Annotated in this window: 26 protein-coding genes; 12 read left to right on the forward strand and 14 right to left on the reverse strand. The window is 49.7% G+C overall.

Annotated elements, in window-relative coordinates; all coding sequences use genetic code 11:
• Positions 1 to 17 precede the first annotated feature (17 nt).
• A complete protein-coding gene (locus HP435_RS17235) occupies positions 18 to 188 on the forward strand; it encodes a hypothetical protein (RefSeq protein ID WP_167470327.1) in 171 nt (56 codons plus the stop codon).
• A gap of 68 nt (positions 189 to 256) precedes the next feature.
• On the opposite strand, the gene HP435_RS17240 is transcribed toward HP435_RS17235, so the two are convergent.
• Positions 257 to 586: a DUF1904 family protein gene (locus HP435_RS17240; protein ID WP_122965149.1), complete on the reverse strand. Its 330-nt coding sequence runs from the start codon at positions 584 to 586 to the stop codon at positions 257 to 259.
• Between the two features lie 433 nt (positions 587 to 1,019).
• Between HP435_RS17240 and HP435_RS17245 the strand changes: the two genes are divergently transcribed.
• The gene (locus HP435_RS17245) at positions 1,020 to 1,967 is read left to right on the forward strand and encodes an ATP-dependent DNA ligase (protein ID WP_173598901.1); all 948 of its coding nucleotides are present in this window, start codon (positions 1,020 to 1,022) and stop codon (positions 1,965 to 1,967) included.
• Between the two features lie 18 nt (positions 1,968 to 1,985).
• Here the strand turns inward: HP435_RS17245 and HP435_RS17250 are convergent, their stop codons facing one another.
• The 4 genes from HP435_RS17250 to HP435_RS17265 are packed head-to-tail and all read right to left on the reverse strand — an operon-like array spanning position 1,986 to position 6,353.
• On the reverse strand, positions 1,986 to 3,344 hold the full coding sequence (locus tag HP435_RS17250; RefSeq protein WP_122965147.1) for a GerAB/ArcD/ProY family transporter: 1,359 nt from the start codon (positions 3,342 to 3,344) through the stop codon (positions 1,986 to 1,988).
• 12 nt (positions 3,345 to 3,356) lie between these two features.
• Positions 3,357 to 3,593 carry a hypothetical protein gene (locus HP435_RS17255; RefSeq protein WP_122965146.1) on the reverse strand — a complete coding sequence of 79 codons (237 nt, stop codon included), beginning with the start codon at positions 3,591 to 3,593 and terminating at the stop codon, positions 3,357 to 3,359.
• Positions 3,586 to 4,752 (reverse strand): Ger(x)C family spore germination protein, encoded by a 1,167-nt coding sequence (locus HP435_RS17260; protein WP_122965145.1) that lies wholly within the window; start codon positions 4,750 to 4,752, stop codon positions 3,586 to 3,588. Before HP435_RS17260 ends, HP435_RS17255 begins: the two co-directional genes overlap by 8 nt.
• Entirely contained in the window at positions 4,749 to 6,353 is a 1,605-nt protein-coding gene (locus HP435_RS17265) for a spore germination protein (RefSeq protein ID WP_122965144.1), read from the reverse strand. Before HP435_RS17265 ends, HP435_RS17260 begins: the two co-directional genes overlap by 4 nt.
• Before the next feature lie 139 nt (positions 6,354 to 6,492).
• Here HP435_RS17265 and ligD point away from each other — a divergent pair, with 139 nt between their 5' ends.
• The 3 genes from ligD (at position 6,493) to HP435_RS17280 (ending at position 8,623) form a co-directional block, all read left to right on the forward strand.
• Positions 6,493 to 7,395, forward strand: coding sequence for a non-homologous end-joining DNA ligase (ligD, locus tag HP435_RS17270; protein ID WP_173596469.1), 903 nt, complete (start codon positions 6,493 to 6,495; stop codon positions 7,393 to 7,395).
• 73 nt (positions 7,396 to 7,468) lie between these two features.
• On the forward strand, positions 7,469 to 8,266 hold the full coding sequence (lgt, locus tag HP435_RS17275; RefSeq protein WP_122965142.1) for a prolipoprotein diacylglyceryl transferase: 798 nt from the start codon (positions 7,469 to 7,471) through the stop codon (positions 8,264 to 8,266).
• A 117-nt stretch (positions 8,267 to 8,383) separates the two neighbouring features.
• Positions 8,384 to 8,623 carry a hypothetical protein gene (locus HP435_RS17280; RefSeq protein ID WP_122965141.1) on the forward strand — a complete coding sequence of 80 codons (240 nt, stop codon included), beginning with the start codon at positions 8,384 to 8,386 and terminating at the stop codon, positions 8,621 to 8,623.
• Between the two features lie 68 nt (positions 8,624 to 8,691).
• Here HP435_RS17280 and HP435_RS17285 read toward each other — a convergent pair whose 3' ends face one another.
• The 3 genes from HP435_RS17285 to HP435_RS17295 form a co-directional block, all read right to left on the reverse strand.
• Positions 8,692 to 9,711 carry an inorganic phosphate transporter gene (locus HP435_RS17285; RefSeq protein ID WP_122965140.1) on the reverse strand — a complete coding sequence of 340 codons (1,020 nt, stop codon included), beginning with the start codon at positions 9,709 to 9,711 and terminating at the stop codon, positions 8,692 to 8,694.
• On the reverse strand, positions 9,704 to 10,321 hold the full coding sequence (locus HP435_RS17290) for a DUF47 domain-containing protein (protein WP_005836349.1): 618 nt from the start codon (positions 10,319 to 10,321) through the stop codon (positions 9,704 to 9,706). Before HP435_RS17290 ends, HP435_RS17285 begins: the two co-directional genes overlap by 8 nt.
• A 213-nt stretch (positions 10,322 to 10,534) precedes the next feature.
• Positions 10,535 to 11,179, reverse strand: a complete 645-nt coding sequence (locus tag HP435_RS17295) for a GGDEF domain-containing protein (protein WP_122965139.1) — start codon at positions 11,177 to 11,179, stop codon at positions 10,535 to 10,537.
• Between the two features lie 283 nt (positions 11,180 to 11,462).
• On the opposite strand from HP435_RS17295, the gene HP435_RS17300 reads away from it, so the two are divergent.
• From HP435_RS17300 to HP435_RS17320, 5 genes are all read left to right on the forward strand, one after another.
• The gene (locus tag HP435_RS17300; RefSeq protein WP_173596467.1) at positions 11,463 to 12,698 is read left to right on the forward strand and encodes an MDR family MFS transporter; all 1,236 of its coding nucleotides are present in this window, start codon (positions 11,463 to 11,465) and stop codon (positions 12,696 to 12,698) included.
• Between the two features lie 248 nt (positions 12,699 to 12,946).
• Complete coding sequence (locus HP435_RS17305) at positions 12,947 to 14,017, forward strand: type III polyketide synthase (RefSeq protein WP_122965137.1); 1,071 nt, start codon at positions 12,947 to 12,949, stop codon at positions 14,015 to 14,017.
• Positions 14,018 to 14,022: 5 nt separating this feature from the next.
• On the forward strand, positions 14,023 to 14,541 hold the full coding sequence (locus HP435_RS17310; protein WP_173598902.1) for an isoprenylcysteine carboxyl methyltransferase family protein: 519 nt from the start codon (positions 14,023 to 14,025) through the stop codon (positions 14,539 to 14,541).
• A 198-nt stretch (positions 14,542 to 14,739) separates the two neighbouring features.
• On the forward strand, positions 14,740 to 15,234 hold the full coding sequence (locus HP435_RS17315; RefSeq protein WP_173598903.1) for a hypothetical protein: 495 nt from the start codon (positions 14,740 to 14,742) through the stop codon (positions 15,232 to 15,234).
• A 119-nt stretch (positions 15,235 to 15,353) separates the two neighbouring features.
• Positions 15,354 to 16,498 (forward strand): IS3 family transposase gene (locus HP435_RS17320; protein ID WP_122966905.1). Its coding sequence is split into 2 segments (ribosomal slippage): positions 15,354 to 15,627 and positions 15,627 to 16,498, totalling 1,146 coding nucleotides; the frame shifts between segments, so codons are not numbered across the junction.
• A 69-nt stretch (positions 16,499 to 16,567) separates the two neighbouring features.
• Here the strand turns inward: HP435_RS17320 and HP435_RS17325 are convergent.
• The gene (locus tag HP435_RS17325; RefSeq protein WP_173599679.1) at positions 16,568 to 17,263 is read right to left on the reverse strand and encodes a hypothetical protein; all 696 of its coding nucleotides are present in this window, start codon (positions 17,261 to 17,263) and stop codon (positions 16,568 to 16,570) included.
• Positions 17,264 to 17,478: 215 nt separating this feature from the next.
• Here HP435_RS17325 and HP435_RS17330 point away from each other — a divergent pair, with 215 nt between their 5' ends.
• Positions 17,479 to 17,799, forward strand: coding sequence for a hypothetical protein (locus HP435_RS17330; RefSeq protein ID WP_173599678.1), 321 nt, complete (start codon positions 17,479 to 17,481; stop codon positions 17,797 to 17,799).
• A gap of 16 nt (positions 17,800 to 17,815) precedes the next feature.
• Here HP435_RS17330 and HP435_RS17335 read toward each other — a convergent pair whose 3' ends face one another.
• The 4 genes from HP435_RS17335 to HP435_RS17350 all read right to left on the reverse strand — a co-directional run bounded on the left by HP435_RS17335 (position 17,816) and on the right by HP435_RS17350 (position 20,518).
• On the reverse strand, positions 17,816 to 18,928 hold the full coding sequence (locus HP435_RS17335) for an aminopeptidase (protein WP_063229818.1): 1,113 nt from the start codon (positions 18,926 to 18,928) through the stop codon (positions 17,816 to 17,818).
• A gap of 156 nt (positions 18,929 to 19,084) precedes the next feature.
• Complete coding sequence (locus HP435_RS17340; protein WP_173599677.1) at positions 19,085 to 19,258, reverse strand: hypothetical protein; 174 nt, start codon at positions 19,256 to 19,258, stop codon at positions 19,085 to 19,087.
• Positions 19,259 to 19,388: 130 nt separating this feature from the next.
• Positions 19,389 to 20,015 (reverse strand): hypothetical protein, encoded by a 627-nt coding sequence (locus tag HP435_RS17345; protein WP_173599676.1) that lies wholly within the window; start codon positions 20,013 to 20,015, stop codon positions 19,389 to 19,391.
• 74 nt (positions 20,016 to 20,089) lie between these two features.
• Positions 20,090 to 20,518, reverse strand: a complete 429-nt coding sequence (locus HP435_RS17350; RefSeq protein WP_122965133.1) for a MarR family winged helix-turn-helix transcriptional regulator — start codon at positions 20,516 to 20,518, stop codon at positions 20,090 to 20,092.
• Between the two features lie 392 nt (positions 20,519 to 20,910).
• On the opposite strand from HP435_RS17350, the gene lepB reads away from it, so the two are divergent.
• Positions 20,911 to 21,471: a signal peptidase I gene (gene lepB / locus HP435_RS17355; protein ID WP_122965132.1), complete on the forward strand. Its 561-nt coding sequence runs from the start codon at positions 20,911 to 20,913 to the stop codon at positions 21,469 to 21,471.
• A gap of 105 nt (positions 21,472 to 21,576) precedes the next feature.
• Here the strand turns inward: lepB and HP435_RS17360 are convergent, their stop codons facing one another.
• The gene (locus tag HP435_RS17360; RefSeq protein WP_122965131.1) at positions 21,577 to 22,416 is read right to left on the reverse strand and encodes a M15 family metallopeptidase; all 840 of its coding nucleotides are present in this window, start codon (positions 22,414 to 22,416) and stop codon (positions 21,577 to 21,579) included.
• Between the last annotated feature and the right edge of the window lie 5 nt (positions 22,417 to 22,421).

Here is a 22,421-nt window from a genome sequence, read left to right on the forward strand (position 1 = left end):
CTGGAGGTGGCAAGACATTGAATGAAGCCTTGCGTTTGCGCGCTGAAATCGCTCGCCTGGAGGTGGATTTGGAAAGTCTGAGACGCCAGCTGTTCCATTTGCAAAAAGAATGCGCGCACGAGTTCGTCGAAACATCGCTGGCGCGCACCTGCTCCAAATGCTTGCAAACAGAAAGCCTCTATTATTAGAGCACGTATGACATAAAAAAGGTCGGAATCCCTCGTCATGGGATTTCGACCTTTTTTGCCTGCCGGATTCAGCGGGAAGCCTTGACCTGTAGCGGCAACCCTTCCTTATAGTACAGCTCAGGCGACAGCAGGATAAAAAAGAGATGGACGTTCTCGAAGCCTTGCTTCTGCAAGATGCGATTCATCGTGCTGGCAATCTCATCGTGCTTGTTCTGCTCTCGCGGGAACATCATGATTTCCAGAGACAACGGGCTGTTCGTCAACTGCTCGACCAGCAGAAGCTCCAGCTTGACTTTTTCCTCGCTCACTTCAGCGATGCGGGCAAACTCTTCTATAATAAGGGGCGCAACCGATTGCAGCTTTGCTTTTTCAAAACCTTTAAACCGAAGAAATGGCAAGTCAATTCCTTCTTTCCGTAAACATGCGGCTCGCCAGCTTCCAGCAAGCAAGTCCAGGCTGTTCCTCAAAATCATTACCATAGTAATTATAAACTACAGTCTATTTCTAGATCAATGAAAAAAAGGGCTATATCCAAAGAACGACTCTCCCCTTACGCACTGTGGTGGACGTACCACGATTAGGAGGTTACAAGCCATCCGGCGGATATAGCCCATCCATACTTGTTCATGCTCTCTTCATATGAATGTCGATTCATATGAAATTTTCTCTAGTATACCTTATATTCAATACTTAATCAACTGAAAAGTTTCATAAAATTCGATCACAACTGCTGTTCAAGACTCTTTGCATAGACCGCAAACAATCGTGGGACTGTACGAATACGAGCGACCGCTCCAACGGAACTTCAAGCAAAGCAATTACGGAGGCCCTATGCCACTTGAACCGATCACCCCTTTTGAACCGATCCAAACCGAAACGATACCAGCCGGAAGCAACTGGATTGCCCAGGTGAAGTGGGACGGGGTCAGAATGCTCACCTACCACGACGGCAACAAGACACAGCTCATCAATCGCAAAAAGAATGATCGCACGAGGCAATACCCCGAATTTGCCCGGCTCGAACGCTACTGTTCCGCCTCATCTGTCATTCTCGACGGAGAGATGATCGCTTTTGACAGCCAAAAACCGTCTTTCCACGAAATCATGAAAAGAGACAGCCTGCGCAAGGAACTGAGCATCCAGCTCGCCATCGAGCAAACTCCCGTCACCTACATGGTGTTTGACGTCCTGTATTGGAATGGCAGCTGGGTAACCGACAAACCGCTCGGCGAGAGACAAGAGATTCTAGCGCAGATCATGCTTCCCGAGCCAAATGTGCAGATCGTACAAAATGTCAGTGACCCGCACAGCTTGTACGATGTGATGAAGCAACATCACATGGAAGGAATCGTCTGCAAAGACTTGACGAGCACCTACCTCCCGAGCGGAAAAGATGCGCGTTGGCAAAAACTCAAGATTTTTCACGATCTGTATGCCGCAATCGGCGGTGTCACGCTGCGCGATGGCGTCGTGAATGCCGTCCTGCTTGGCTTGTTTGACGACGCCGGAAGACTTGTGTACATCGGTCATGCAGGCACCGGGAAGCTGACCCAGCGCGATTGGCGCGACCTGACCGAACGGATCAAACCGCTGCTCCTAGACAGCATGCCTTTTGCCAATCAACCGGAACGAAAAAAAGACACTCTCTGGCTAAAACCGGAGCTGATCGCCAAAGTCCAGTTCATGGAATGGACCTCCGGATTGACGATGCGCCAGCCGAGTATTCAGGCGTTTGTCGATGGCAGTTTGGCTGACTGTACGTGGAAACAAATCAATTGATCGCCGACTCCCCGCCTGCTACTGCCGAAAGTTTCCTTGTTGTTTGGGACGGCCCAGCCTTTGTTTCCCGTGATTAAGGGCCTGCATTTCTCCGTAACTGGCAAGGAGCGCAATGACCATGAAAATAATGTAGGCGATCGCGGTGGCAATTCCGGCTGCGGGAGATTTGTCGCTGAGCATGTCTCCAAGCAAGATCGTCAAAATACAGCCTGCGAAGCTGATCGCTCCTCCCCACACCATCATGCGGTAAAACCGATGCAGCTTCGTTCCTCTGGGGATCAAGGTCTGGCCTTCCTCCCGCTTTTTCCTCCGGGCGACGATAAACAAAAACAGAAGCAGCGGCACCTGAAACAAGATGACGATGAAAGGAAAGCTGTAGCTGATAAACTGGTCGATATCAGCGACCTTCGGAAAAGCAAGCAAGGTTGACACAACCAGAAAACAGCCGCACGGCGCATTGTACGTATTGTAATGCAGCTGTCCGCCAAACGATCCAACCCCTACGAGAAAAGCCAAATACGCGACGATTACTTTAATGCTGAACGCCGGGAACCACAGGCTGAACAAAATCATTTCCACCCGGTCAAGAAAATCGGTCAGATGAATTTGCTGGACGAGAATATAGATCGGAAAATTAAGCCTGCTCGCGATGACGTATCCCATCACTCCAAGCAAAATCAAGATCATGATCGTCGTCGTGAAGCACACAATCATGATCCCGTGCTTCATCGCCGCAAACAGAAGCCTTGGCTCGCTGCTGGCGTGCAAGAACGCCCCGAATAGCAATATATCCCCATAGACGCCGAGCGGGAGCAGATTGCTCACTGCAATCCGTTCGAAAGTCGTACTGAGGATCGGTTCCAGCCGCTCGATGCTGTACTCGTTCATTAAAAGAAAGTACAGCATCAGGCACATGATAAAGTAGGCGGGAAAGTAAATCTCGTTTACCCGCGCTGCCACCTCCAGACTCGTCTTGCCGTAATACATCAACAGCAAAACGAACACGAGCAGAATGATTTCCAAAGGCGTCTGCGGCAGCAGAGAGACGTGCAAAAAGTCCGCGGCGCCTTTTATATCGAGAGCGAGAATGATCCAAATGTAAAAGAGGATCAACAGATTGATGAAACCACCGATCCATTTGCCGCAGATGATGAACACTATCTCAAACAAATTTTTGCCGGGGTAGGCGCGCACCAGCTCCGACAAGACATACGCTACCAACAAAGCGTAGCAGGCTGGGAGAATTTGCGAGAACCATGCATCCATTTTGGCGACCTGCACGACTGTCCGCAAAAAGCTGATCATCATCCCTGTCATCAACAAACTGCCGACCAACCAGGCAATTTGCCGGTGATTGACGACTTGCTTATGTATCATACTCTCCCTCCTCTACAACATATGTTCGATCCATGTTTTCACCTGAGGCGTGAAGATGTTCAGAAAAAATCCGGTCGAGAGCATTTTGTCGTGCTGATATTGCACAGCGTATATCCCGATGACGGAAAGCGCGTAGATGGAGTAGATGACGATTTGCTGTTTTCTCTCCATATGCTTGCGCTTCAGTATAAAATCCCAAAAGGAAAAAACTAGCATCAGCCCAAACAAAAGCAGGAATAGTCTATTCACGTCCGCCTTCTTCCTTCGTTATGTTTTTGGTCGTTTGCCCAACGTCTTGCACGACGACTTTGCTGTGAATTTGGAACGTTATGTCCGGCAGGTGATCATTCCAGTTTTTTCGATACGTATCCCGCCATTCTTTCGGGAACTGTCTGGCTAAAATGATCCCGAGTCCGATCGTGTCCGTCCGATACTTTTGCATCAAATTCAGCGTGTCCTTGACGCTGACCTCGACTTCTTTTTTGAGCTTGTTCTCGATTAAGGCAATATTTTTTTTCTGATCCAGATCAAGACTCGTCATGTTTTCAACCACGACACTCGTCGCAAAAACCGTAATATCGTAATGAATGCGCCCTTTTTTAATGACAGGCTTCAAGTCCGCTTTCCCTTTGGAAAAGTAGACCGTCAGCCGCTCTTTGTCATTCAGGGAAACGACCACCGAAAAAGGGGTGAACGTTCGTTGGAACCAGCGAAGACCTTTGATCGCCTGAGATTTTGCCATATAAACAAGCTTGTCCCCGCGAAACAAGCCAATCCCCATAAACTCCACTTCTTTTGACTTGCCCTTCGGATGAGAATCAACAGCATCAATGATGGGCAGAAAGGCATCGACCCCCGGTGTCGTCAGCATCTGGGCTACATCCTTGAGCGATACGGCAATCGCCTCCATCTTGACCAGTTCACGCATCGCCTCTCCCGAAAAGCGCTCAAACTGCGGCTGGGCGTTCAACAGCTCAATCCCTTTTCCTTTGGTCATGACCAAATAGGCCGTTAAACGATTCTCGGGAAATCGCGCTACGATATCCAATACGTCGCTCATTCCCTCCTTGGCGAGCTGTTCTCCGATGACAATCATGCGATGGTGGGAGTAGTACAGTTGACGCGACATCCGCGACTGAATAATATTGTTCGCTTCCCGGATCGTCTTGCCCACAGCGGAATCAACATAGTAAGACTTGTCACCGCTCGTCCCGCCGCCTCCCCCCGACGTCGAGCCGAGACTGCTGACAAGCGGCACCTGGACGGACAAGCGGTATTGCCCGTTTGGCTCCTTGTCCATAGCCATCGCAATCACGAGTGCCATGTCGTTGACTTCACGCCGATCCCAGCAGCCTGCCACAGGCAAGAGGCATAAAAGCAACACGACTATCGGAGTAAGACGTCTCACGCTTTTCCCTCCCCGTCAGATTTCCCGCCGCTCGTAGTCCCTGCCTGCCCTCCTCTTTGCTGGACTTTATTGGAAAAACCCGCGTTCATCTTTCGCGCATTTTGGATTCCTAGAAAGCTGGGGCGTTTTTCCATGAATGACCAGGGCACTCGTACCAGGACGTCTTTCATGTCTCCAATCGACATAGGCGCAAGCGGAGACAAATAAGGCACTCCAAACGAACGCAGGTTGGCCATATGACCCAAAATCAGCAAGACACCCACCAAAATCCCGTAGATGCCGAGAATCGAGGCTGCGATCATCAGCGGAAACCGAAGCATGCGCAGCGAAATCGCTACATTGAAATGCGGAATCGTAAAAGACGCGATCCCCGTAAGCGAAACGACAATCACCATCGGCGCCGAAACAATCCCCGCCTGTACGGCAGCTTGCCCAACTACCAGCGCGCCCAAAATACTCACGGCCTGCCCGACCGTTTTCGGGAGGCGAATCCCCGCTTCGCGCAATGCTTCGAAAGCGATCTCCATGATGAGCGCCTCGACAATCGCCGGAAAAGGAATCGCTTCGCGCGCAGCGGCTACGCTAAGCAAGAGCGTGGTCGGCAGCATTTGCTGGTGGTAGGTCGTAATCGCCACGTACAAGGCAGGAGTCACGAGCGCAATCACCATAAACAAATAGCGCAGCCAGCGAAGCAGCGTCGTCATCTGGAAGCGCTCGAAGTAATCCTCGCTCGCTTGCAGCATCATCCAGAACGTAGCCGGGGCGAGCAAGACCATCGGCGTGCCGTCCACAAAAATCGCGACCCGTCCCTCCAGCAGCGAAGCCGCTACCGTATCCGGCCGCTCCGAGTACATCAGCTGCGGAAAAGGCGAGTACACGTTGTCCTGGATCAGCTCCTCGATATAGCCACTCTCCAAAACCGCATCTATGTCGATATTGCTGATTCGCCGGGAAACTTCATCCACGACTTGCGGGTCTGCGATTCCTTCCAAAAAAGCCACCACGATGTTCGTGTTTGTCTCGCGGCCCACTACCAACGATTTCATTTTCAATCTGGGCGTGCGCAACTTGCGGCGAAGCATCGACGTATTTGTGCGGATGTTTTCAATAAAGCCCTCGCGAGGTCCACGGACGACCGCTTCCCCCTCCGGCTCGTTGACCGATCGCTTTTCTGCCCCGCGGATGCCGAGCGTGAGCGCTTCCACATTTCCATCGACCAAAATTCCTGTATCTCCAGACAGTACCGCCTGCAAAAGCTCTTTGTAGTCGCTGACCCTGTCAATTTGTGAAACAGGCAGTAGCCGTTCCTCGATAACGCGAATATCCTCATCCCCGTCTTCGAGCACCATCAGAGATTGCAGCGCCTGGTTCACTTCTTTGGTGTCAATCAGTCCGTCAACAAAGATCGCTGCCGCGCGCTCGCTGTTCCTTTGCCGGAACTCCCGTATGACAAAGTCCGAGCAGTCGGAAAAAAGCTTTTCCAGCACTTCGATGTTGTCGTCAAGGCTTGGAAAAAGCGGAATGCCTTCCAGCTCAAGCAAGCTGCAAGTGTCAATCGTCTCCAACAATTCTTTTGTCTTGCTCTTTTTCTTGAACTCCATCTCATCACCAGCCACTGGAAAGCTAACCGTATTATGGGTGATTTGCTGGAAAGATATGCAGTGCGCCTGCTGCTTGCATAGCCGATCGACCATCAGGAGAAAGTAGGAGCACATCTGCCGTCCAAAGGAAGGTGCCGCCGTGGCTTATGCAACCAAAGAATACGAGCTGACCATCGCCGAACGTACAATCAGCATCAGCAACCCTGAAAAACCGCTCTGGCCGGAAGCAAACGTGACCAAGCTCGATTACTTGCGTTACTTGCTGACCGTTGCTCCCTACATGCTCCGCTACGCCCATGATCGGCTGCTCACCGTGATCCGCTACCCGCACGGGATTCACGACAAGCATTTTTATCAAAAAAACATCCCGGACTATGCGCCTGACTGGATCAAGACTCATACGTGGGAAAACGTTCGCTATGTGCTATGCAACGATGAAGCCACGCTGCTCTGGATGGCGAATCAGGCCGCTTTGGAGTGGCATGTTTCCTTTCACCTGGCTGCCGACGAAACACCGACAGAGCTGGTGTTTGATCTCGATCCATCCACAGACGACTTCTCGGTGGTGATTGAGTCAGCTCTTCTATTAAAAGAACTGCTCGATGAGCTGAAGCTGCCCGCTTACGTCAAGACGTCCGGTGCAAGCGGCCTGCAAGTGTACGTTCCGATTGAACGCCGCTATGCGTTTGAACAAACGAGACAGGTCGGGCACTTTATCGCTTCCTATCTCGTCAGCAAGCATCCCGCTTTTTTGACTATCGAGCGCATGGTCAAAAACCGCGGCACCAAGCTGTACATCGACTACCTCCAGCATTGGCGGGGCAAGACACTTCCTGCGCCTTATTCCACACGGGCAAAAAAACTTGCGACCGTCTCTGCTCCGCTGCGCTGGGAAGAGCTGCCGCAGGCTCATCCCTCCGCTTACACCGTGCATACCGTCCCGGAGCGGCTACGCGAGCTGGGGGATCTCTTTTCCGCCGTCTCCCAACCGGACAAGCCAGCATCCCTCGATCCCATCCTTGACTTTTTGCACGCTCGCTAGTCTTCTAGTTGGAATCATGCCGCCCAGATGTGCTATACTGTGCACAGACGTTTTCAGGCAAGGAGGCATTTTCATGATTGATCCGATCGCAATATCGCTCGGACCCCTTAAAATTCACTGGTATGGCATTATTATGGGATTGGCTTTCTTTCTCGGGACATACCTCGCGAGGCACAATTCCAAACGTTCCGGCATCGATCCTGACCACGTCCTGAACATGGTCGTTCTGATCATCCCGGCAGCGATTGTGTGCGCCCGTCTGTATTATGTTGTATTTGAGTGGGCGCAGTACAAAGACAACCTGATGGATATTTTCGCCGTCTGGAAAGGCGGACTCGCCATCCATGGCGGGCTGATCGGGGGAGTTCTGGCGGGGACGTACTACATTCGCAAGCACAATCTGCCCTTCCTTCGCCTGGCTGATATTTTCATGCCCAGTGTCATTCTGGGGCAAGCTATCGGCCGCTGGGGAAATTTTATCAACCAGGAAGCACACGGAGAGACGGTCTCTGCTGAGTTCATGGCGAAATTTCCGGCATTTATCCGCGATCAGATGTTTATCGGCGGACAGTATTATCACCCGACCTTTTTGTATGAATCGCTGTGGAATCTGGTCGTCTTCGGCATTTTGATGCTGCTGCTCTACCGTTTGAAAAAATTCGATGGTCAAGTGCTGTTCAGCTACATGATCCTTTATTCAATCGGACGCTTCTTCATTGAAGGAATGCGCACAGACAGCCTGCTGATTGCCGACACGCTCCGGGTCGCCCAGCTGGTCAGTCTGAGCCTGATCGCTCTCGGCGCCATCCTGATGCTGGTCTTCGCTCGCAAAAGCAAGCAGTCCAGACCTTCTCAAAATTCAATGGAATAGCAATCAAACCAATTGCAAAAACCACTCTCGCCTCGCTGGCAGAGTGGTTTTTTTCGTCTCCCTCGTCTGAATTGTCGCAATGCAGGAAATAACTAAGAGAACAGGAGGGGTTTTCAGATGGATGACAATCTATTGGAAGAGTATTTGGATCGGCCCGTCCGCATCCATTTTTCACCGGACAAGGTTGGACCCGGGCTTGCCTCGTATGTGGACGGAAAGCTGTACGATTACAGCGTGAACGGCATCTTGATCGAGGAACGGGACGGCTCGCTCGACTACATCCCTTTTTCGGCTGTGCGGCTCGTGCAAATCAAGCCGAAAGCCAGCTTGTGGGAGCGGTTGACCGGGGCTGGATAAGCAAAAAGACACCTCGCTACGAAATGGCATCGTAGGAAAGGTGTCTTTTTTGACATGTATCGTTCCCTTTACAGGAAAACGTCCAAGACAACGTAACAGGCAGCTGCGAGAAGACCCGTCACCGGAAGCGTAATGATCCAGGTAACGATGATTCGGCCAGCCAAGCCCCATTTCACTGCGTTCAGCTTTTGTGACGCCCCTACCCCCAAAATGGAGGAAGTGATTACGTGCGTCGTACTGACAGGCAGTTTCAAAGTAGTAAAGATTGTGATAATCAAGGCAGAAGACAGGTCGGCGGAAAAGCCACTGATTGGCTTGATTTTCATAATCTTACCACCCATCGTCTTGATGATCCGCCAGCCGCCAAAAGATGTTCCCAAAGCCATGGCAAGCGCAGCAGACAGCTTCACCCACAACGGAATGGTAAACTCGCCCGGCTCCTGCACGAGGAAGCCGCCAGAAAGCAATGCCAGTGTAATGACACCCATTGTTTTCTGGGCATCGTTGGCTCCGTGGCTGAATGACTGCCAGGAAGCGGACAAGACTTGCAGCATTCGGAAGCTGCGATTTGTTTTATGATAGGCCGTATTTGCCACGAGAGCAGATACGATTTTGATCACAATAAAACCGATAACAAAAGCGACGATTGGCGAAATGATCAATGCTTTGACGATCTCAATGAAGCCTTCCATGTTGATGGAGCCAAAGCCGGATGCGCCAACCGCAGCACCAGCAACGCCACCGATGATGGCATGCGAGGACGAGCTTGGGATACCGAACCACCAAGTGATCAAATTCCACAAGATCGCTGCTGTCAAAGCGGCCAAAACGACAACCAGTCCATTTTCCAGCTTGAACGGGTCCGTAATTTTTCCCCCGATCGTCTTCGCTACACCCGTATACGTCAAGGCGCCGAGCAGGTTGAATAGCGAGGCGATCACAATCGCTGTACGCGGGCTCAAAGCTCGGGTCGATACAGAGGTTGCAATAGCGTTGGCCGTGTCGTGAAAACCGTTGATGAAGTCAAAGCTAAGCGCCATGATGACGACAAGAACGAGAATGATCACCTCTGGCGAAAGATCAAGCATTCTTTAACACGATCCCTTCCACCAGGTTCGAAACGTCCTCGGCAAAATCGGCACAGTCTTCCAGCTTGTCGTAAATTTCCTTGAGCTTGATTGCTTCGATCGGATTCGCATCTGGCGAGTTCAGCAGATCGGACACCATTTTGCGGTAATTCGAGTCGGATTCGTGCTCCAGGTCTTTGATTTCTCTAGCAATTTTCGAGACGACTTGATGATCGAGCTTGCGCAAGGTGCGGATGAGTTCGATCAGCTTCGCGGAGCATTTCACCAAGATGTTTGCTTGCGCCAAAACGCGAGGCTCTGGCTGGCGAACCTGATAGAGGTACATGCGATCGGCAACCCCGTCAATGTAATCGATCATCGAGTCCATTGTATGAGCGAGCTGGTGAATGTCTTCCCGCTCAAGTGGAGTGATAAAGGTAGAATTCAACTCGTTCATGATTCGGCGAACGATTTCATCCCCTTCTTTTTCAACAGCTTTGATTGCCTTAACCTTGGCTTCTACATCCTGATAGTTGCCTATCATTTCATAAAAAAGATGAGTCCCTTTGTGCACCGTGGCAATCTGCTGTTCAAACAGATCAAAGAAGATATACTTGTTAGATTTCAACATACGGTCCTTCTTCACTCCTTTGGATAAATCACACCTAAACGATTATATCGAAAGTTATTGTTGACGTAAATTTAAATTCAAGGGCAAGTGTGTAGATTTTTCTTTAAAATAATATTAAGTTTTTGTAAACCTCCTTTACAATTGCTCATAAAAACACCTGTCCCCCCAAAAAGGATACAGGTGTTAGTCTTGCCATCTATTGTTTTTTTATCTTTAATGAGTGGCCACGATCATGCAATCTTTCTGTTTTTTGGCCTCGTACATCAACGTGTCTGCCTTGTGTGTCAACTCCTCAGCTGTTGCAGCATGATGCGGGTAGGAAGCGACGCCGATGCTTGCCGTTACGCCGGACAGCGATTGTCTGACCTGGTTTTGAATCCGCTCGCCGATTGCCAGCGCTTGCTGTGTATCCGCATGCTTCAGCAATACGACAAACTCTTCGCCGCCCCAGCGCCCGACCGTGTCCTGGCTGCGGACACTCGCTTGCAAAATCGCAGCGAACTGGCAGAGCAACCGATCCCCTTCCATATGACCATGGCAATCATTGAATTTTTTAAAGTTATCCAAATCGATGAATAAGAGCGTAACGGGATATTGCTGGATTTTCGCCAGCTTGATCTCGCGGATCAACTTGTCCAAAAACCTGCGATTGACCAACACGCCTGTAAGCGAGTCGTGATAGGCCATTTGGCGCAGACGATTTACGTATGTTCCCAACCTGTACCCAGCTGCGATCTGGATCATAGCGGCCAAGGCGACGAATGACACCGTCGACAGTTCGGTAGGCAACCCACATACAAAGAGCCAAATCATGATAATCAGACAGGACACACCCATGCCAATCCAGCGTGAGTCCAAGGCACACTCCACCTCCGGTCCATCCAATGTAGCAATACATTACATAAGACCCACCTAAACAATCAGAAATGGGTCCTTTGTCCTTATTGTTAGGAATATTTTACCTATGTTTATGTCACTGTTCAAGAACCAATCTGCTAAATCTCATGTTCATCTATCTGAATTAAGTGAATTATGCTTGTTTTGTCGGAATTTTCCCGTTTATCTCAACCCTCTTTTTTTTCGCTTAACGGGTACGCTATACTTACAAAATAAACTTGATCGATCAGGGGGAATGAATTGCATGGCCTGGTTTCATCACATTCTTGCCCGCTACGACACCACCATCTGGATTCGTGTCATCGGGACCATTCTTACGACTTTTGCAGGCTTTATGCTTCGCCCATTCCTCGCCTTCTATCTGTATGACAAGATGGACGGGAATCTGCTCGTGGCTGCTATGGTCACCAGTCTGCAGCCGTTGACGAGCATCGTCTCCGGTTATTTCGCCGGAAGTCTCTCTGACCGCTACGGCCGAAAGCCGCTGATGATCGCCGCTTTGCTGATCGAAGCGATCTCGATGGCTGGATACATCTGGGCCGAGTCGATTTTTACGTTTGCCGCCCTGACCGTCCTGAACGGAGTCGGCGCTTCGCTGTTTTGGCCTGCTGCCAGCGCGCAAATTACGGATGTCGTCCCTGAGGAAAAGCGCAGCGAAGTTTTCGCCCTTTTGCACACAGCCCTCAATCTCGGCGCTGCGGCTGGCCCGCTCATCGGCGTCGCCATTTACAAAATCAATCCGGCCATCGCCTTTGGCCTCTGTTCCTGTACGCTGTTCGTCTACAGTCTGCTCATCTTCTTGAAGATTCCTGAGACACTGCCAGATCACATCAGAGCGCAGGCGAAACAGTCCGCCAAAACCGCTCAAGGCCCTCGCCTCAAGCTTTCCGAGCATCCGACGCTCTTCTGGATGACGCTTGCCGCCATCCCTGTCTCGCTTCTGTACTCTCAGGTAGAAATCATTTTGCCTCAGCATTTGCGGACACAGTACACGGACTTTCTCAATGTCTTTGCCACCCTGATGACGATCAATGGCGTGCTGGTCGTCTGTTGCCAAATCGCGATTGCCAAGTTCGCGGAGCGCTTCCCTGCGCATCGGGTCATTCTCGTGGCTTACCTGTTTTTGGCCTGTGTCGGGTTTGGCTATGGCTGGGCACCTGGCTTCCTCATCCTCGTGCTCGCGGAAATTTTGTTCACCATCGGCGAGATGCTGTACGGGCCGCAAATTCAGAAAGCGATTTCTGTGATGGCCCCCGAGGAGTACCGCGGCCGTTACTTCGCCATCTTCGGGGCAAACTGGGGGATTACCGGAACGATCGGCCCTTCTGTCGGAGCCGTCGCTTTCAGAGGAATCGGCGGTGCGTTCTGGTTCTCGATTCTCGGACTGCTCCTGTTCATCGGCGGACTTTTTCAATACCGTTTTGTCAAAAAAGCGACGCTTGCCGAGCATGCGGAAAGCGGGCAGTCGCTATCCCAATAGCATCGAATCTGATTACGCAAAAAGCCAGGTGCGGAAGGCGGGGTGCCACTCGTCAGCATGCTGGCTTTTTCCTTTGCCCAGTTGTGTGTTCAGGTGAATTATGATTGCGAAAACAGACCAGCGTTCCTCGTTTCGTTTCTGGCAAATGCTATCGGCTGCATCGTTTCGAAAACGATGAATTGGGATCAATTGGAAGGGGAAGCCTATTTGTATTGCCACAAACTGACAAACGGGAGTGAGAAAAACGTATGCCCCGTATCGATGCGGTTTCGACAGCCGTTCCCCCTCATGAGATTACCCAGGAAGATTCCATGCAGCTGGCCCGGCATTTTTTCCAGGATGCTTTTCCTGATATCGATCGGCTGCTGCACGTATTTGCCCATAGCAACATCCAGAAACGGCATTTTTGCATGCCAATGGATTGGTTTTCCGACGATCGGCCTTTCGCGGAAAAAAATCAGCTGTACATCCAGCATGCAGAAGCTTTGTCGCTTGAAGCAGCACGAAAATGCTTGCAAAAAGCCGGGCTGGAACCGACCGATATCGATTGCCTCGTATTCGTATCGAGCACAGGGATTTCTACGCCCAGCATCGATTCGCGCTTGGTCAACAGCCTGGGGCTGCGCTCCGACATTACCAGGATTCCCCTGTGGGGATTGGGCTGTGCCGGAGGAGCGATGGGCTTGTCCCGTTCCTGCGAATACACAGGCGCCTATCCTCGGCGCAGAGTGCTGCTCATCAGCGTGGAGCTGTGCGGGCTGACCTTTATCCGGCAAGATTTGTCCAAAAGCAACCTCGTTGCCACTTGCCTGTTCGGTGATGGAGCAGCCGCTGTCGTGGTTAGCGGCGACAGCGTCCCTGTCTCAAAAGGCGCTTCTGCACCGAGCATACAGTTTTGCGACGCTCGCACGACAACGTGGCCGGACACCCTTGACGTCATGGGCTGGGAGCTGACCGAGCCGGGGCTGAAGGTGATCTTTTCCCGCGACATTCCCACGCTGATTCAGACGTACATGCGCGAAAATGTCGACCGTTTCCTGACGCCGCATCAAACGACAGTGGAGCACTTGCGCCATTTTATTTTTCACCCAGGCGGTGCAAAAGTGATCGACGCCTATCAATCCTCCCTTGGCATCGACGCTGCTGCAACCCGCCACTCCGAGGAGGTGCTGAGCCATTTTGGCAACATGTCATCCCCGACTGTGCTGTTTGTTCTGGAAAAAAGCATGGAGCAGCCGTGGAACCGCGGCGATCGCGGCTTGGTAGCTGCGCTTGGGCCTGGGTTCAGCTCCGAACTGCTCCTGCTGGAAGCGAGGTAGATGAGATGCTGTTCTTTTGGTTGGTGATCGCTGCTGTCGGTCTGCAACGCATGGGCGAACTGCTGCTCGCCGCGCGCAACGCCCGCTACGTTCGCTCCATCGGCGGCGTGGAGATTGGAGCCGGACATTACAAGTACATCGTGCTTTTCCATGTGCTGTTTTTCGCAAGTCTCATAGCCGAAGTCGCCTCCACGAATCCGGCCGCTGCCCTTCCCGCTTGGTGGGCGTATAGTTTCGGCTTGTTCTTGGCCGCTCAGGTGCTGCGCTACTGGTGCATACGCAGTCTGGGCAAACGCTGGAACACGCGAATCCTCGTCATACCGGGTGAACAGCCGATCCGGCGAGGCCCTTACCGTGTCATGCGCCATCCGAACTACCTCGTAGTCGCAGTTGAGCTGATCACCCTGCCGCTGACGTTTTCTGCCGTGACCACAGCCATTGTCTTCACGATATTAAACGCCTGGCTGCTGTTGCGCGTAAGAATACCGCTGGAAGAAAAGGTGGTTTATGAAAGTGAAAAATAACCATGCAAATATTCGAAAAGAGGGATAAGCGGAATTACCATGTGTAAAATTCCGCAAATGGTGAGTATGCGAACAAAATCAAGCCGCACAACACTCTGTTCGTATGCCGATTATGTCAGCTACGCTGGCACTGGGGCTAAATAGACACCATGACGCAAGAATGTATATTTCAAAGATTAAAGGAGGATCATTGAACTTATGTTCATCGGTAAAGTGTTGACCCTTATTTTAAGTCTAAGCATTCTTCAGCCCATTGCTCCGAAAGACCCATTAGACGTTGATCCCAATAAACCATTAGGAAATGTTGCTCCGCTTAAAGTATCTGTATCGCAATTTGAAAAAACTTATCACAAAGACATTTTACTCCCTCAGTCCATTCCTTTTACCCCCACGCATACAGGTGGTCGTTTTAATGAACTTCTTCAGCGATTAACGGTTGATTACTACAACACTCAAACAAATGAGCTACTCTCTATATCCATTTATGTACAAAGCAATAATCCTCTAAAAATCCAACCGGAAATGATCACCTTGGTGGATGGTACCAAAGCTGAGTATCTTCATGCAGATAATTACATGGCTGATTTTATTCGTTTCAAGAAAAATAATTTATTTTACGAAATAGGAATTGCAAAAAATGGTAAGAGCGAAAAAATGGATGATTTATTAAAAGTAGCCAATTCTCTTGAGTAGCAAAAAAGGCGCTCGAGTCATGTTGGGACTGACCCCGTAATGTGAGACAAATCAAAACACCTTCAAGAGAACCTGACCATGTCGTAAGATATGGGGACAACCTTGGAGGTGTTTTTGCGTTGGCAACTAGAGTTAGTTATCCCGTAGAAATTAAAATGAAAGCAATTGAAATGCGTCTTGCAGGTGTCACCAAAAAGCAGATCATGCAGGAACTAAATATTAAAAATAAGACCCAAATTCAACAGTGGATGCGCTGGTATCAGAGCGGAGACATTCATCGTCTTCAACAGCCTGTAGGAAAGCAATATAGTTATGGAAAAGGGCCGATGTACGATTCTGAACTGGAACAAGTCAAAGCAGAGAATCGTTTTCTTAAACAACAACTGGACGTTCTAAAAAAGTTAGAGGAGTGGGAAAGGAGGTGTCACCAGAAGTAATCGTTCCTTGGATGGAGTCCATTCGTGGGCAAGTAAGCGTGAGCCAAGCTTGCGCGTGGCTTGGTATCCCTCGTTCTACCTACTACCGTTGGAAAGCTGCATACGCGAAAAGAAACGAGGATTTAGTTGTGGAAAAGATTCGGCAACTCTGTATTCAACATAAGTTCCGTTATGGGTACAGAAAGATTACAGCACTGATGCGAGCTGAGATGTCAATTAATCATAAACGAATACAACGTATCATGCAGCGTGAACAACTACAATGCCGAGTGAGGATGAAGAAACGAAAGACAACAGGACAACCTTCTTATGTAGCAGATCATCTCCTGCTGCGACAATTTCAAGCAAGTACCCCCATGCAGAAATTAGTGACCGACATTACTTATTTACCTTACGGAAGTAAACTTTTATATTTATCGAGCATCATGGACTTGTACAACGGTGAGATTGTGGCATACAGTATTTCTGACAAACAAGACACATCGCTTGTCCTCGATACGCTATATCAACTGCCAGACCAACCTGGAATGATGCTACATAGCGATCAGGGCAGCGTGTATACGTCTCAGGCGTATCAAGCAGCAGTTAAGGGAAAAGGCATTACCATGAGCATGTCCCGTAAGGGTACGCCCGCTGATAATGCCCCCATCGAGTCGTTTCATTCCACACTAAAGTCTGAAACGTTCTATCTCGATAATTTTATCTGTACGACGACGGCCATCGTTGTGCAGATTATCCAAAGCTACATTCATTACTATAACTCAATTCGCATTCAAACGAAACTAAACAACCAGTCACCGATTCAATTTCGGCAACTGGCTGCTTAAATAGCTAAGGTGTTTTGATCCCTGTCCTACGCACGGGGGTCAGTCCCTGTTTAACCCGAGTGCCTTTTTTTAAAGTTCATATCGAATAAATCCTGACCCTTTACATCCAGTTTGTCCTTCGCCACCGCAGTTTGCTTTTAAAAAGTAATTACCCGTATAAGGTGCTGTGAAAGAATCCCAAGCACCACCGTTACCAGATCCAGCAGTTTTATTTGCTATCAGTGTGCTAGATTGACCATCAAAGTAATAAACTCCAAAACCTACACCATGCGTACTCCCACTATTTTTCCATTCATAGTAAACGCTATCACCTTTAAAAATAAACACAAAATCTCCAATGACAGAATGTTCAGTTGGAGGCATAGTAAGCTTATAATCTTTCGCCGAAGCTATTACAGAACCAATCGTCAGCATTAATGAAAGAGTAAACATGAAAACGATGCGAACTTTGTGATTATTTAGCTTTTTGACCACCACAATCCCTCCACCTTTCGATTCAATCCATAATTTACCATATACAGTTTCATATGTATACTGAAAATAAAGTCTATTTATGTCGAATACTAGATTTTGTTCCTTGCCTTCATTGAAATCACTTTTTCGCCTTTTGTAGGTGATACTCGCCAAAAACAAATGGTTACATTCATACAAAATGTTGTCCAGTGGGTAAGTAAAATGAATAAAGAGCAGAGAGGTTTCCCTCCTGCTCTTTCTGTTATATTGTGCAAGGAATGAGTTGAGCCGCAGTTCCGCTATTTCGTCCACTCGCTTAACAAGACTCTTTCTCAAACCTGCCCGTTAGTTTACTTGGCCCCATCAATCAGTCAAACATTTTGTGTGTGATTACTTATTTTTATTGGTTATAATGAACTTTCTATTTTTCAATTCTACAGACTTTTTTCCTATTTTCATGTTTACTTATGGGCAAATCGAGGAATAGAAAAGAAAAACGTTACCCATACCCGAGAGGTGGAGCCATCGTGAATCGTACTAATATAGTGGAGCCTCTGGACACAAAACGAATGATTGTTCGCGACTTCTGTGCCTTGATTGAGACTTTGCCCAATCAGGATGACGCTGCCAGCATCCAAAAGTTTCTCCGTTACTTGCAGAGCCTGCTCCGAATCAAGCAAGTCATCCCGCCCATGGTGGAGATCATGACGATTATCAAATCGCTAAAGCCTACTCTCTATCATTCGGCCCGGCGCACGATCATGCCTACCAGCAATCTGCACATGCTCTTCCAGCTTGAGATGGACATGCAGTTGGCGCAAGAGAGATTGCGCCAATATGACAAGTAAAAGATAGCGTCCAGGCTTACTTCAAGTTCTCCGGATTGAGGCACTCCAGTTCAGGGATGACGAATCGGCCATCTTTGCGGATCAGGACGCCATCAAACCAGATTTCTCCCCCGCCCCATTCCGGGCGTTGGATGGAAACCATGTCCCAGTGTACGGAAGACTTGTTTCCGTTGTACGCCTCGTCGTAACATTGCCCTGGCGTGAAGTGGAAGCTTCCGTCGATTTTTTCGTCAAACAGGATGTCTTTCATCGGATTGCGAATGAAAGGATTGACCCCGATGGCAAACTCGCCGATATAACGAGCGCCTTCGTCTGTATCGAGAATTTCGTTCAGTCTTTGGCTGTCGTTTGCGGTTGCTTCCACGATTTTGCCATCCCGGAAGGTCAGGCGAACATTTTCAAAAGTGAAGCCGTGGTACGGTGTAGGCGCATTGTGGGTAATGGTTCCGTTCACCGAGTTTTTCACCGGAGCTGTATACACTTCGCCGTCAGGAATGTTGCGCAGTCCTGCACATTTGACCGCAGGGATGTCTTTGATGGAGAAAGTCAGGTCTGTTTCCGGTCCTACCAGACGAACTTCATCTGTCCGGTTCATCAAGTCAACGAGGCTGTCCATCGCCTTGTCCATTTTTGCGTAGTCCAGATTGCACACCTGGAAGTAAAAGTCTTCAAATGCAGCCGTAGACATGTTCGCCAATTGGGCCATAGACGGGTTCGGATAGCGAAGCACGACCCATTTTGTCTTTGGTACGCGAACGTTCATCACCGGCAGCTCGTACAGGCGGGAGTACATGCCCAGCTTGTCGCCCGGCACATCTGCCATTTCGTTGATGTTGTCGGCTGCGCGGATGCCGATGTAGCCTTGCATTTTTTCCATCAGAGCTACTTCGTGTGCCGCCATTGCTTTTAATTGCTCTTCGTTGCAATTCATGGCGATCTCACGGCTGACAGCCGGATCGATCAGCTGAACGTGCGGGCTGCCTCCTGCCTTGTAAATCTCACGAACCAGAGCCGCTACCAGTTCAGGCGTTTTTCCTTTGGCATTGATCAGGACATTTTCTCCTGGTTGTACACGAACGGAATAGTTAACCAAGTTGTAAGCCAATTGCTCCAAGCGAGAGTCTCTCATGCGTGACACACCCTTTTTAAATTTTCTGATTCCAATTGTATTTTTGCTGATAAATCTCGACAAGTCAATAAAATTTATTTTATCAAATGCACACAACAACAAGCCAGCCTTCGTCTACCGAGCATGCTGGCTTGTTGCTGTCATCACTCTTCCTTATTATTGCGCTGTGCCTCTGTCCTCGATCGTCCCCATTTTGTAAATGTCGCTCAGCAATTCTTGCGTAGTCGCTAATCCCCCTGCGTCCTCTTCGTCCACCTGATACAACGTTGCGTCCATGTTCCCTGCCTGCGTGATTTGCCCGCTCGGTGCTTGATTGCGTTCTTCTCTCATCTTTCATCTGCTCCTTCCGCTTTTTTCATCGGTATAGTGTGCGCGAGCCCCGCCTGATTTAGCCATCGCGGGAAAAAGATGAGAAAAGACGCCTTGCCCAAGTAGGCGAAGCGTCTTTTTATCGAGTGATTTACTTGTCGCTGTCAGATGCAGGAACCATTGGGCTCCAGCCAGTTCTGTTTGTGATATCTTGTGTTGCGTTGCGTCCGATTGTAACACTCTCATCTTCTTTTGGAGCAGCAGCCCAGCCAGCTGAAGGAGAGAATACTGGTGTTTTGTCACCGAGAATGACGAATTGATCTTCATTCGGCAGCGCAGCCCAGCCGGAGTTTGGTGCTTGCACGACTTGGAAGCTGTTTTTTGTAACGAACTGGTCTTCTACTGGCATGAAAGCCCAGCCGCTGTTAGGCGCTTGCACGATTTGGTAATTGTTTGTCGCAACAAATTGATCTTCGTTCGGCATGAGTACCCAGCCGGATGCGGAGTTTGCCGAAGGAACGAATGTTCCGCTCACAAATACATACTCGTCTTCACCTGGAAGCTTAACCCATGCGCCTTGAACAGGTGCTCCTGCTTGCGTCTGGTTAACCACTGGTGCTGTCGTAGTTGGTGCCGCTGTTGTTTCAGTTGCTGGTGCCGCAGTCGTAGTAGAAGCTTCTGTTGTATTCACGGAAGCTTCCTCGGCACAAGCTCCTTGTGCAAACAATGCTGCTCCCAAAACCAAAGTACCCATCATCAGTGTGCTGCTTTTTCTCATATGTGTACACTCCATTCTCCTAGTACACACATTGTCTCCCGAAATGCCCCTGACCTGCTACCCGCTTGACAGTGCTACATGCATTGCTTCATTTTGCGCAAGAAGTACGTGAATTGCTCGACTTCTTCATCGCTCAGGTTTTCTAGCAGTTTCGCAACCAGTGCCCTTCTCTGGCACAAAAGTCCTTCCAGCATCGGAATCGCTTTTTGCGACAGCGTCACCCAGACGACTCTTCGATCCAGCTCGTCACGAACCCGATCGATGTAACCGACTTTCACCAGCCGATTGAGAGCAATCGTGGTTGCACTGTTGGACTGCTTGAGTATGGTCGCCAGTTCAGAAACCGTACTTCGCCCTTTTTGATGAAGCACGCGTAGCAAGATAAACTGCTTGGGACTAATCAACCCTTCCTCTTCCAGCCAATGGCTGATAAAGAAGCGGGCCATCTCGACAAATGCTCGATCCAGTTCCTCGATTTTACTGGCGCGGGACATGTCGCTCACAACATCACCTATTTTCAGAAAGTAAATAATATAAGTACTTTTACTATAAAACTATATAGGCAAAGTACATGAAGATCAATAGACCTTCCAAAATTATTTCTTTCCGCGAAAGATATGTATGAGCCGAGACAAAGTGTTTACTATTTAATATTTTTACTGTAAAACTTATCTGCAACATCATCTTACCTCAAACAGGAAAAACTGACAATAGGCGAAGATGGCAAAATCGTGACAGCAACTTTTCTCCTGGCAAGCAGGCATTTATTTCCTTGAATCTTATTTCGTATCCATTCGTATTGCATGTATAATAAAGGAGCAGTCTCGTCTACTGGACGCCCTTTTGTCCACGGCAATCCGTTGCCAAGAAACCATGTACATAGGAGATCAAGTCGATGGAACAAGCCAAAAGCTCAGCGAAATGGAAAACAGAATTGCTCGACTGGTTAAAATCGTTTGCCTTGATTGGTGGTTTGACTGCCTTCATCTACGTGTTTGTCATGGCTCCCTACGTCGTTCAAGGACGCTCGATGGAGAGCACGCTGCACGACCGTGAACGTGTCATCGTCAACAAGGCGATCTATTATCTCAAGGAGCCTAAGCCAGGCGATATCGTCATCATCCATCCGGATGCGAGCGGCGATAACTGGATCAAACGTGTCATTGCCGTAGCCGGAGATACCGTCGAGGCCAAAAACGATCAGGTGTACATCAACGGGCAACCGCTCAGCGAAGAGTATTTGACCAACAACAAGCTGCAAGCATCAGCTGCCGGAGTGGTGTTGACGGAAGACTTCGCTCCGATTACGATCCCGGAAGGCAGTGTGTTCGTGATGGGAGACAATCGCAACAACAGCATGGACAGCCGCGTCATCGGCCCCGTCAAGCTCGACCACGTAGTAGGTCGTGCAGAGGCCGTCTATTGGCCGCTGACGGATATCCGACTGCCGAAATAACGACCTGCTGTCTCACAAGCATATGCAGGAATAGGAAAAGCCGCTCCTTGTAGAGCGGCTTTTTTCTGTGAAAGCGGCGAGACATTTTCGCTGAAAGGGAGGTGGTTACTTTTGAGCCGTTGCCTTTGCAGACAAGTAATCTTCCAGCGTCAGGCCCGCTGCCATGATGTCTTTCGCCATGTCTTTTCCTACATAGCGCAAATGCCATGGCTCATAGGCGTATCCTGTCGTGTCTTCCTTGCCTTTCAAATAGCGGATGACGAAGCCGTACTCACCACAATGCTCGGCCAGCCATTTCCCTTCCGGCATTTCTCCAAACGATTCCTCCAGCCTCGTTTTCACATCGGCGCCAGAGACGTCCATCGCAAGCCCTGTCTGATGCTCGCTTTTTCCTGGCACAGCGCTGTACGCCGCGGCGTGCTCCGCTCCTTGTGTCTGTACATACGTCTCGTACAACGATTTTTGCGTCTTGTACGAACGATAGCCGGAAACCGCGTACAGCTCGATGCCATCCTGCTTGGCAGCTGCAAACAGTTCCTCCAGCGCCTGGGCGGCTTCTTGGCGCATCATGCGTTTTTCCACTTTTTCATCAAAAGGAAACGGGACGTTCGGCTCCACCAGATCAGGTGGAATATAGTCAGCAGGCAAGGCCCGCTTCTTGTTTACGACAACGGCGAGATCAGTCGGGTTCGTAACCGTCGGGACTCCATTGACGTCCTGGATTGTCTCCGCCAGTGATGCCCATTTGCTGCGAGAGGAATCTCCCGCGGTTGGCTCCGCTGTGTTTGTTTGTGTACCATCTGCCGTTGTCGCTGTATTCCCTGCTGGCTGGGACGGATTGTTTGTCGAGAGCAATCCATCCAGCGATGGTGCCTCACATCCACTGAGCAGCGCTACGGATAATGCGGCGACGATGGCAAGACCATTGGTGCGATTCTTGTTCATGACCT

It is taken from the genome of Brevibacillus sp. HD3.3A (genome assembly GCF_013284375.2).
Lineage (GTDB): Bacteria > Bacillota > Bacilli > Brevibacillales > Brevibacillaceae > Brevibacillus > Brevibacillus parabrevis.

Excerpts from the sequence above, each read along its gene's own strand:
- HP435_RS17280 (WP_122965141.1), top strand. The coding sequence starts at position 8,384 with ATGGATGACAATCTATTGGAAGAGTATTTGGATCGGCCCGTCCGCATC.
- lgt (WP_122965142.1), top strand. The coding sequence starts at position 7,469 with ATGATTGATCCGATCGCAATATCGCTCGGACCCCTTAAAATTCACTGG.
- HP435_RS17245 (WP_173598901.1), top strand. The coding sequence starts at position 1,020 with ATGCCACTTGAACCGATCACCCCTTTTGAACCGATCCAAACCGAAACG.
- HP435_RS17290 (WP_005836349.1), bottom strand. The coding sequence starts at position 10,321 with ATGTTGAAATCTAACAAGTATATCTTCTTTGATCTGTTTGAACAGCAG.
- HP435_RS17285 (WP_122965140.1), bottom strand. The coding sequence starts at position 9,711 with ATGCTTGATCTTTCGCCAGAGGTGATCATTCTCGTTCTTGTCGTCATC.
- HP435_RS17315 (WP_173598903.1), top strand. The coding sequence starts at position 14,740 with ATGTTCATCGGTAAAGTGTTGACCCTTATTTTAAGTCTAAGCATTCTT.
- HP435_RS17300 (WP_173596467.1), top strand. The coding sequence starts at position 11,463 with ATGGCCTGGTTTCATCACATTCTTGCCCGCTACGACACCACCATCTGG.
- HP435_RS17345 (WP_173599676.1), bottom strand. The coding sequence starts at position 20,015 with ATGAGAAAAAGCAGCACACTGATGATGGGTACTTTGGTTTTGGGAGCA.
- HP435_RS17250 (WP_122965147.1), bottom strand. The coding sequence starts at position 3,344 with ATGATACATAAGCAAGTCGTCAATCACCGGCAAATTGCCTGGTTGGTC.
- HP435_RS17335 (WP_063229818.1), bottom strand. The coding sequence starts at position 18,928 with ATGAGAGACTCTCGCTTGGAGCAATTGGCTTACAACTTGGTTAACTAT.
- lepB (WP_122965132.1), top strand. The coding sequence starts at position 20,911 with ATGGAACAAGCCAAAAGCTCAGCGAAATGGAAAACAGAATTGCTCGAC.
- HP435_RS17310 (WP_173598902.1), top strand. The coding sequence starts at position 14,023 with ATGCTGTTCTTTTGGTTGGTGATCGCTGCTGTCGGTCTGCAACGCATG.
- HP435_RS17305 (WP_122965137.1), top strand. The coding sequence starts at position 12,947 with ATGCCCCGTATCGATGCGGTTTCGACAGCCGTTCCCCCTCATGAGATT.
- HP435_RS17360 (WP_122965131.1), bottom strand. The coding sequence starts at position 22,416 with ATGAACAAGAATCGCACCAATGGTCTTGCCATCGTCGCCGCATTATCC.
- HP435_RS17265 (WP_122965144.1), bottom strand. The coding sequence starts at position 6,353 with ATGGAGTTCAAGAAAAAGAGCAAGACAAAAGAATTGTTGGAGACGATT.
- HP435_RS17340 (WP_173599677.1), bottom strand. The coding sequence starts at position 19,258 with ATGAGAGAAGAACGCAATCAAGCACCGAGCGGGCAAATCACGCAGGCA.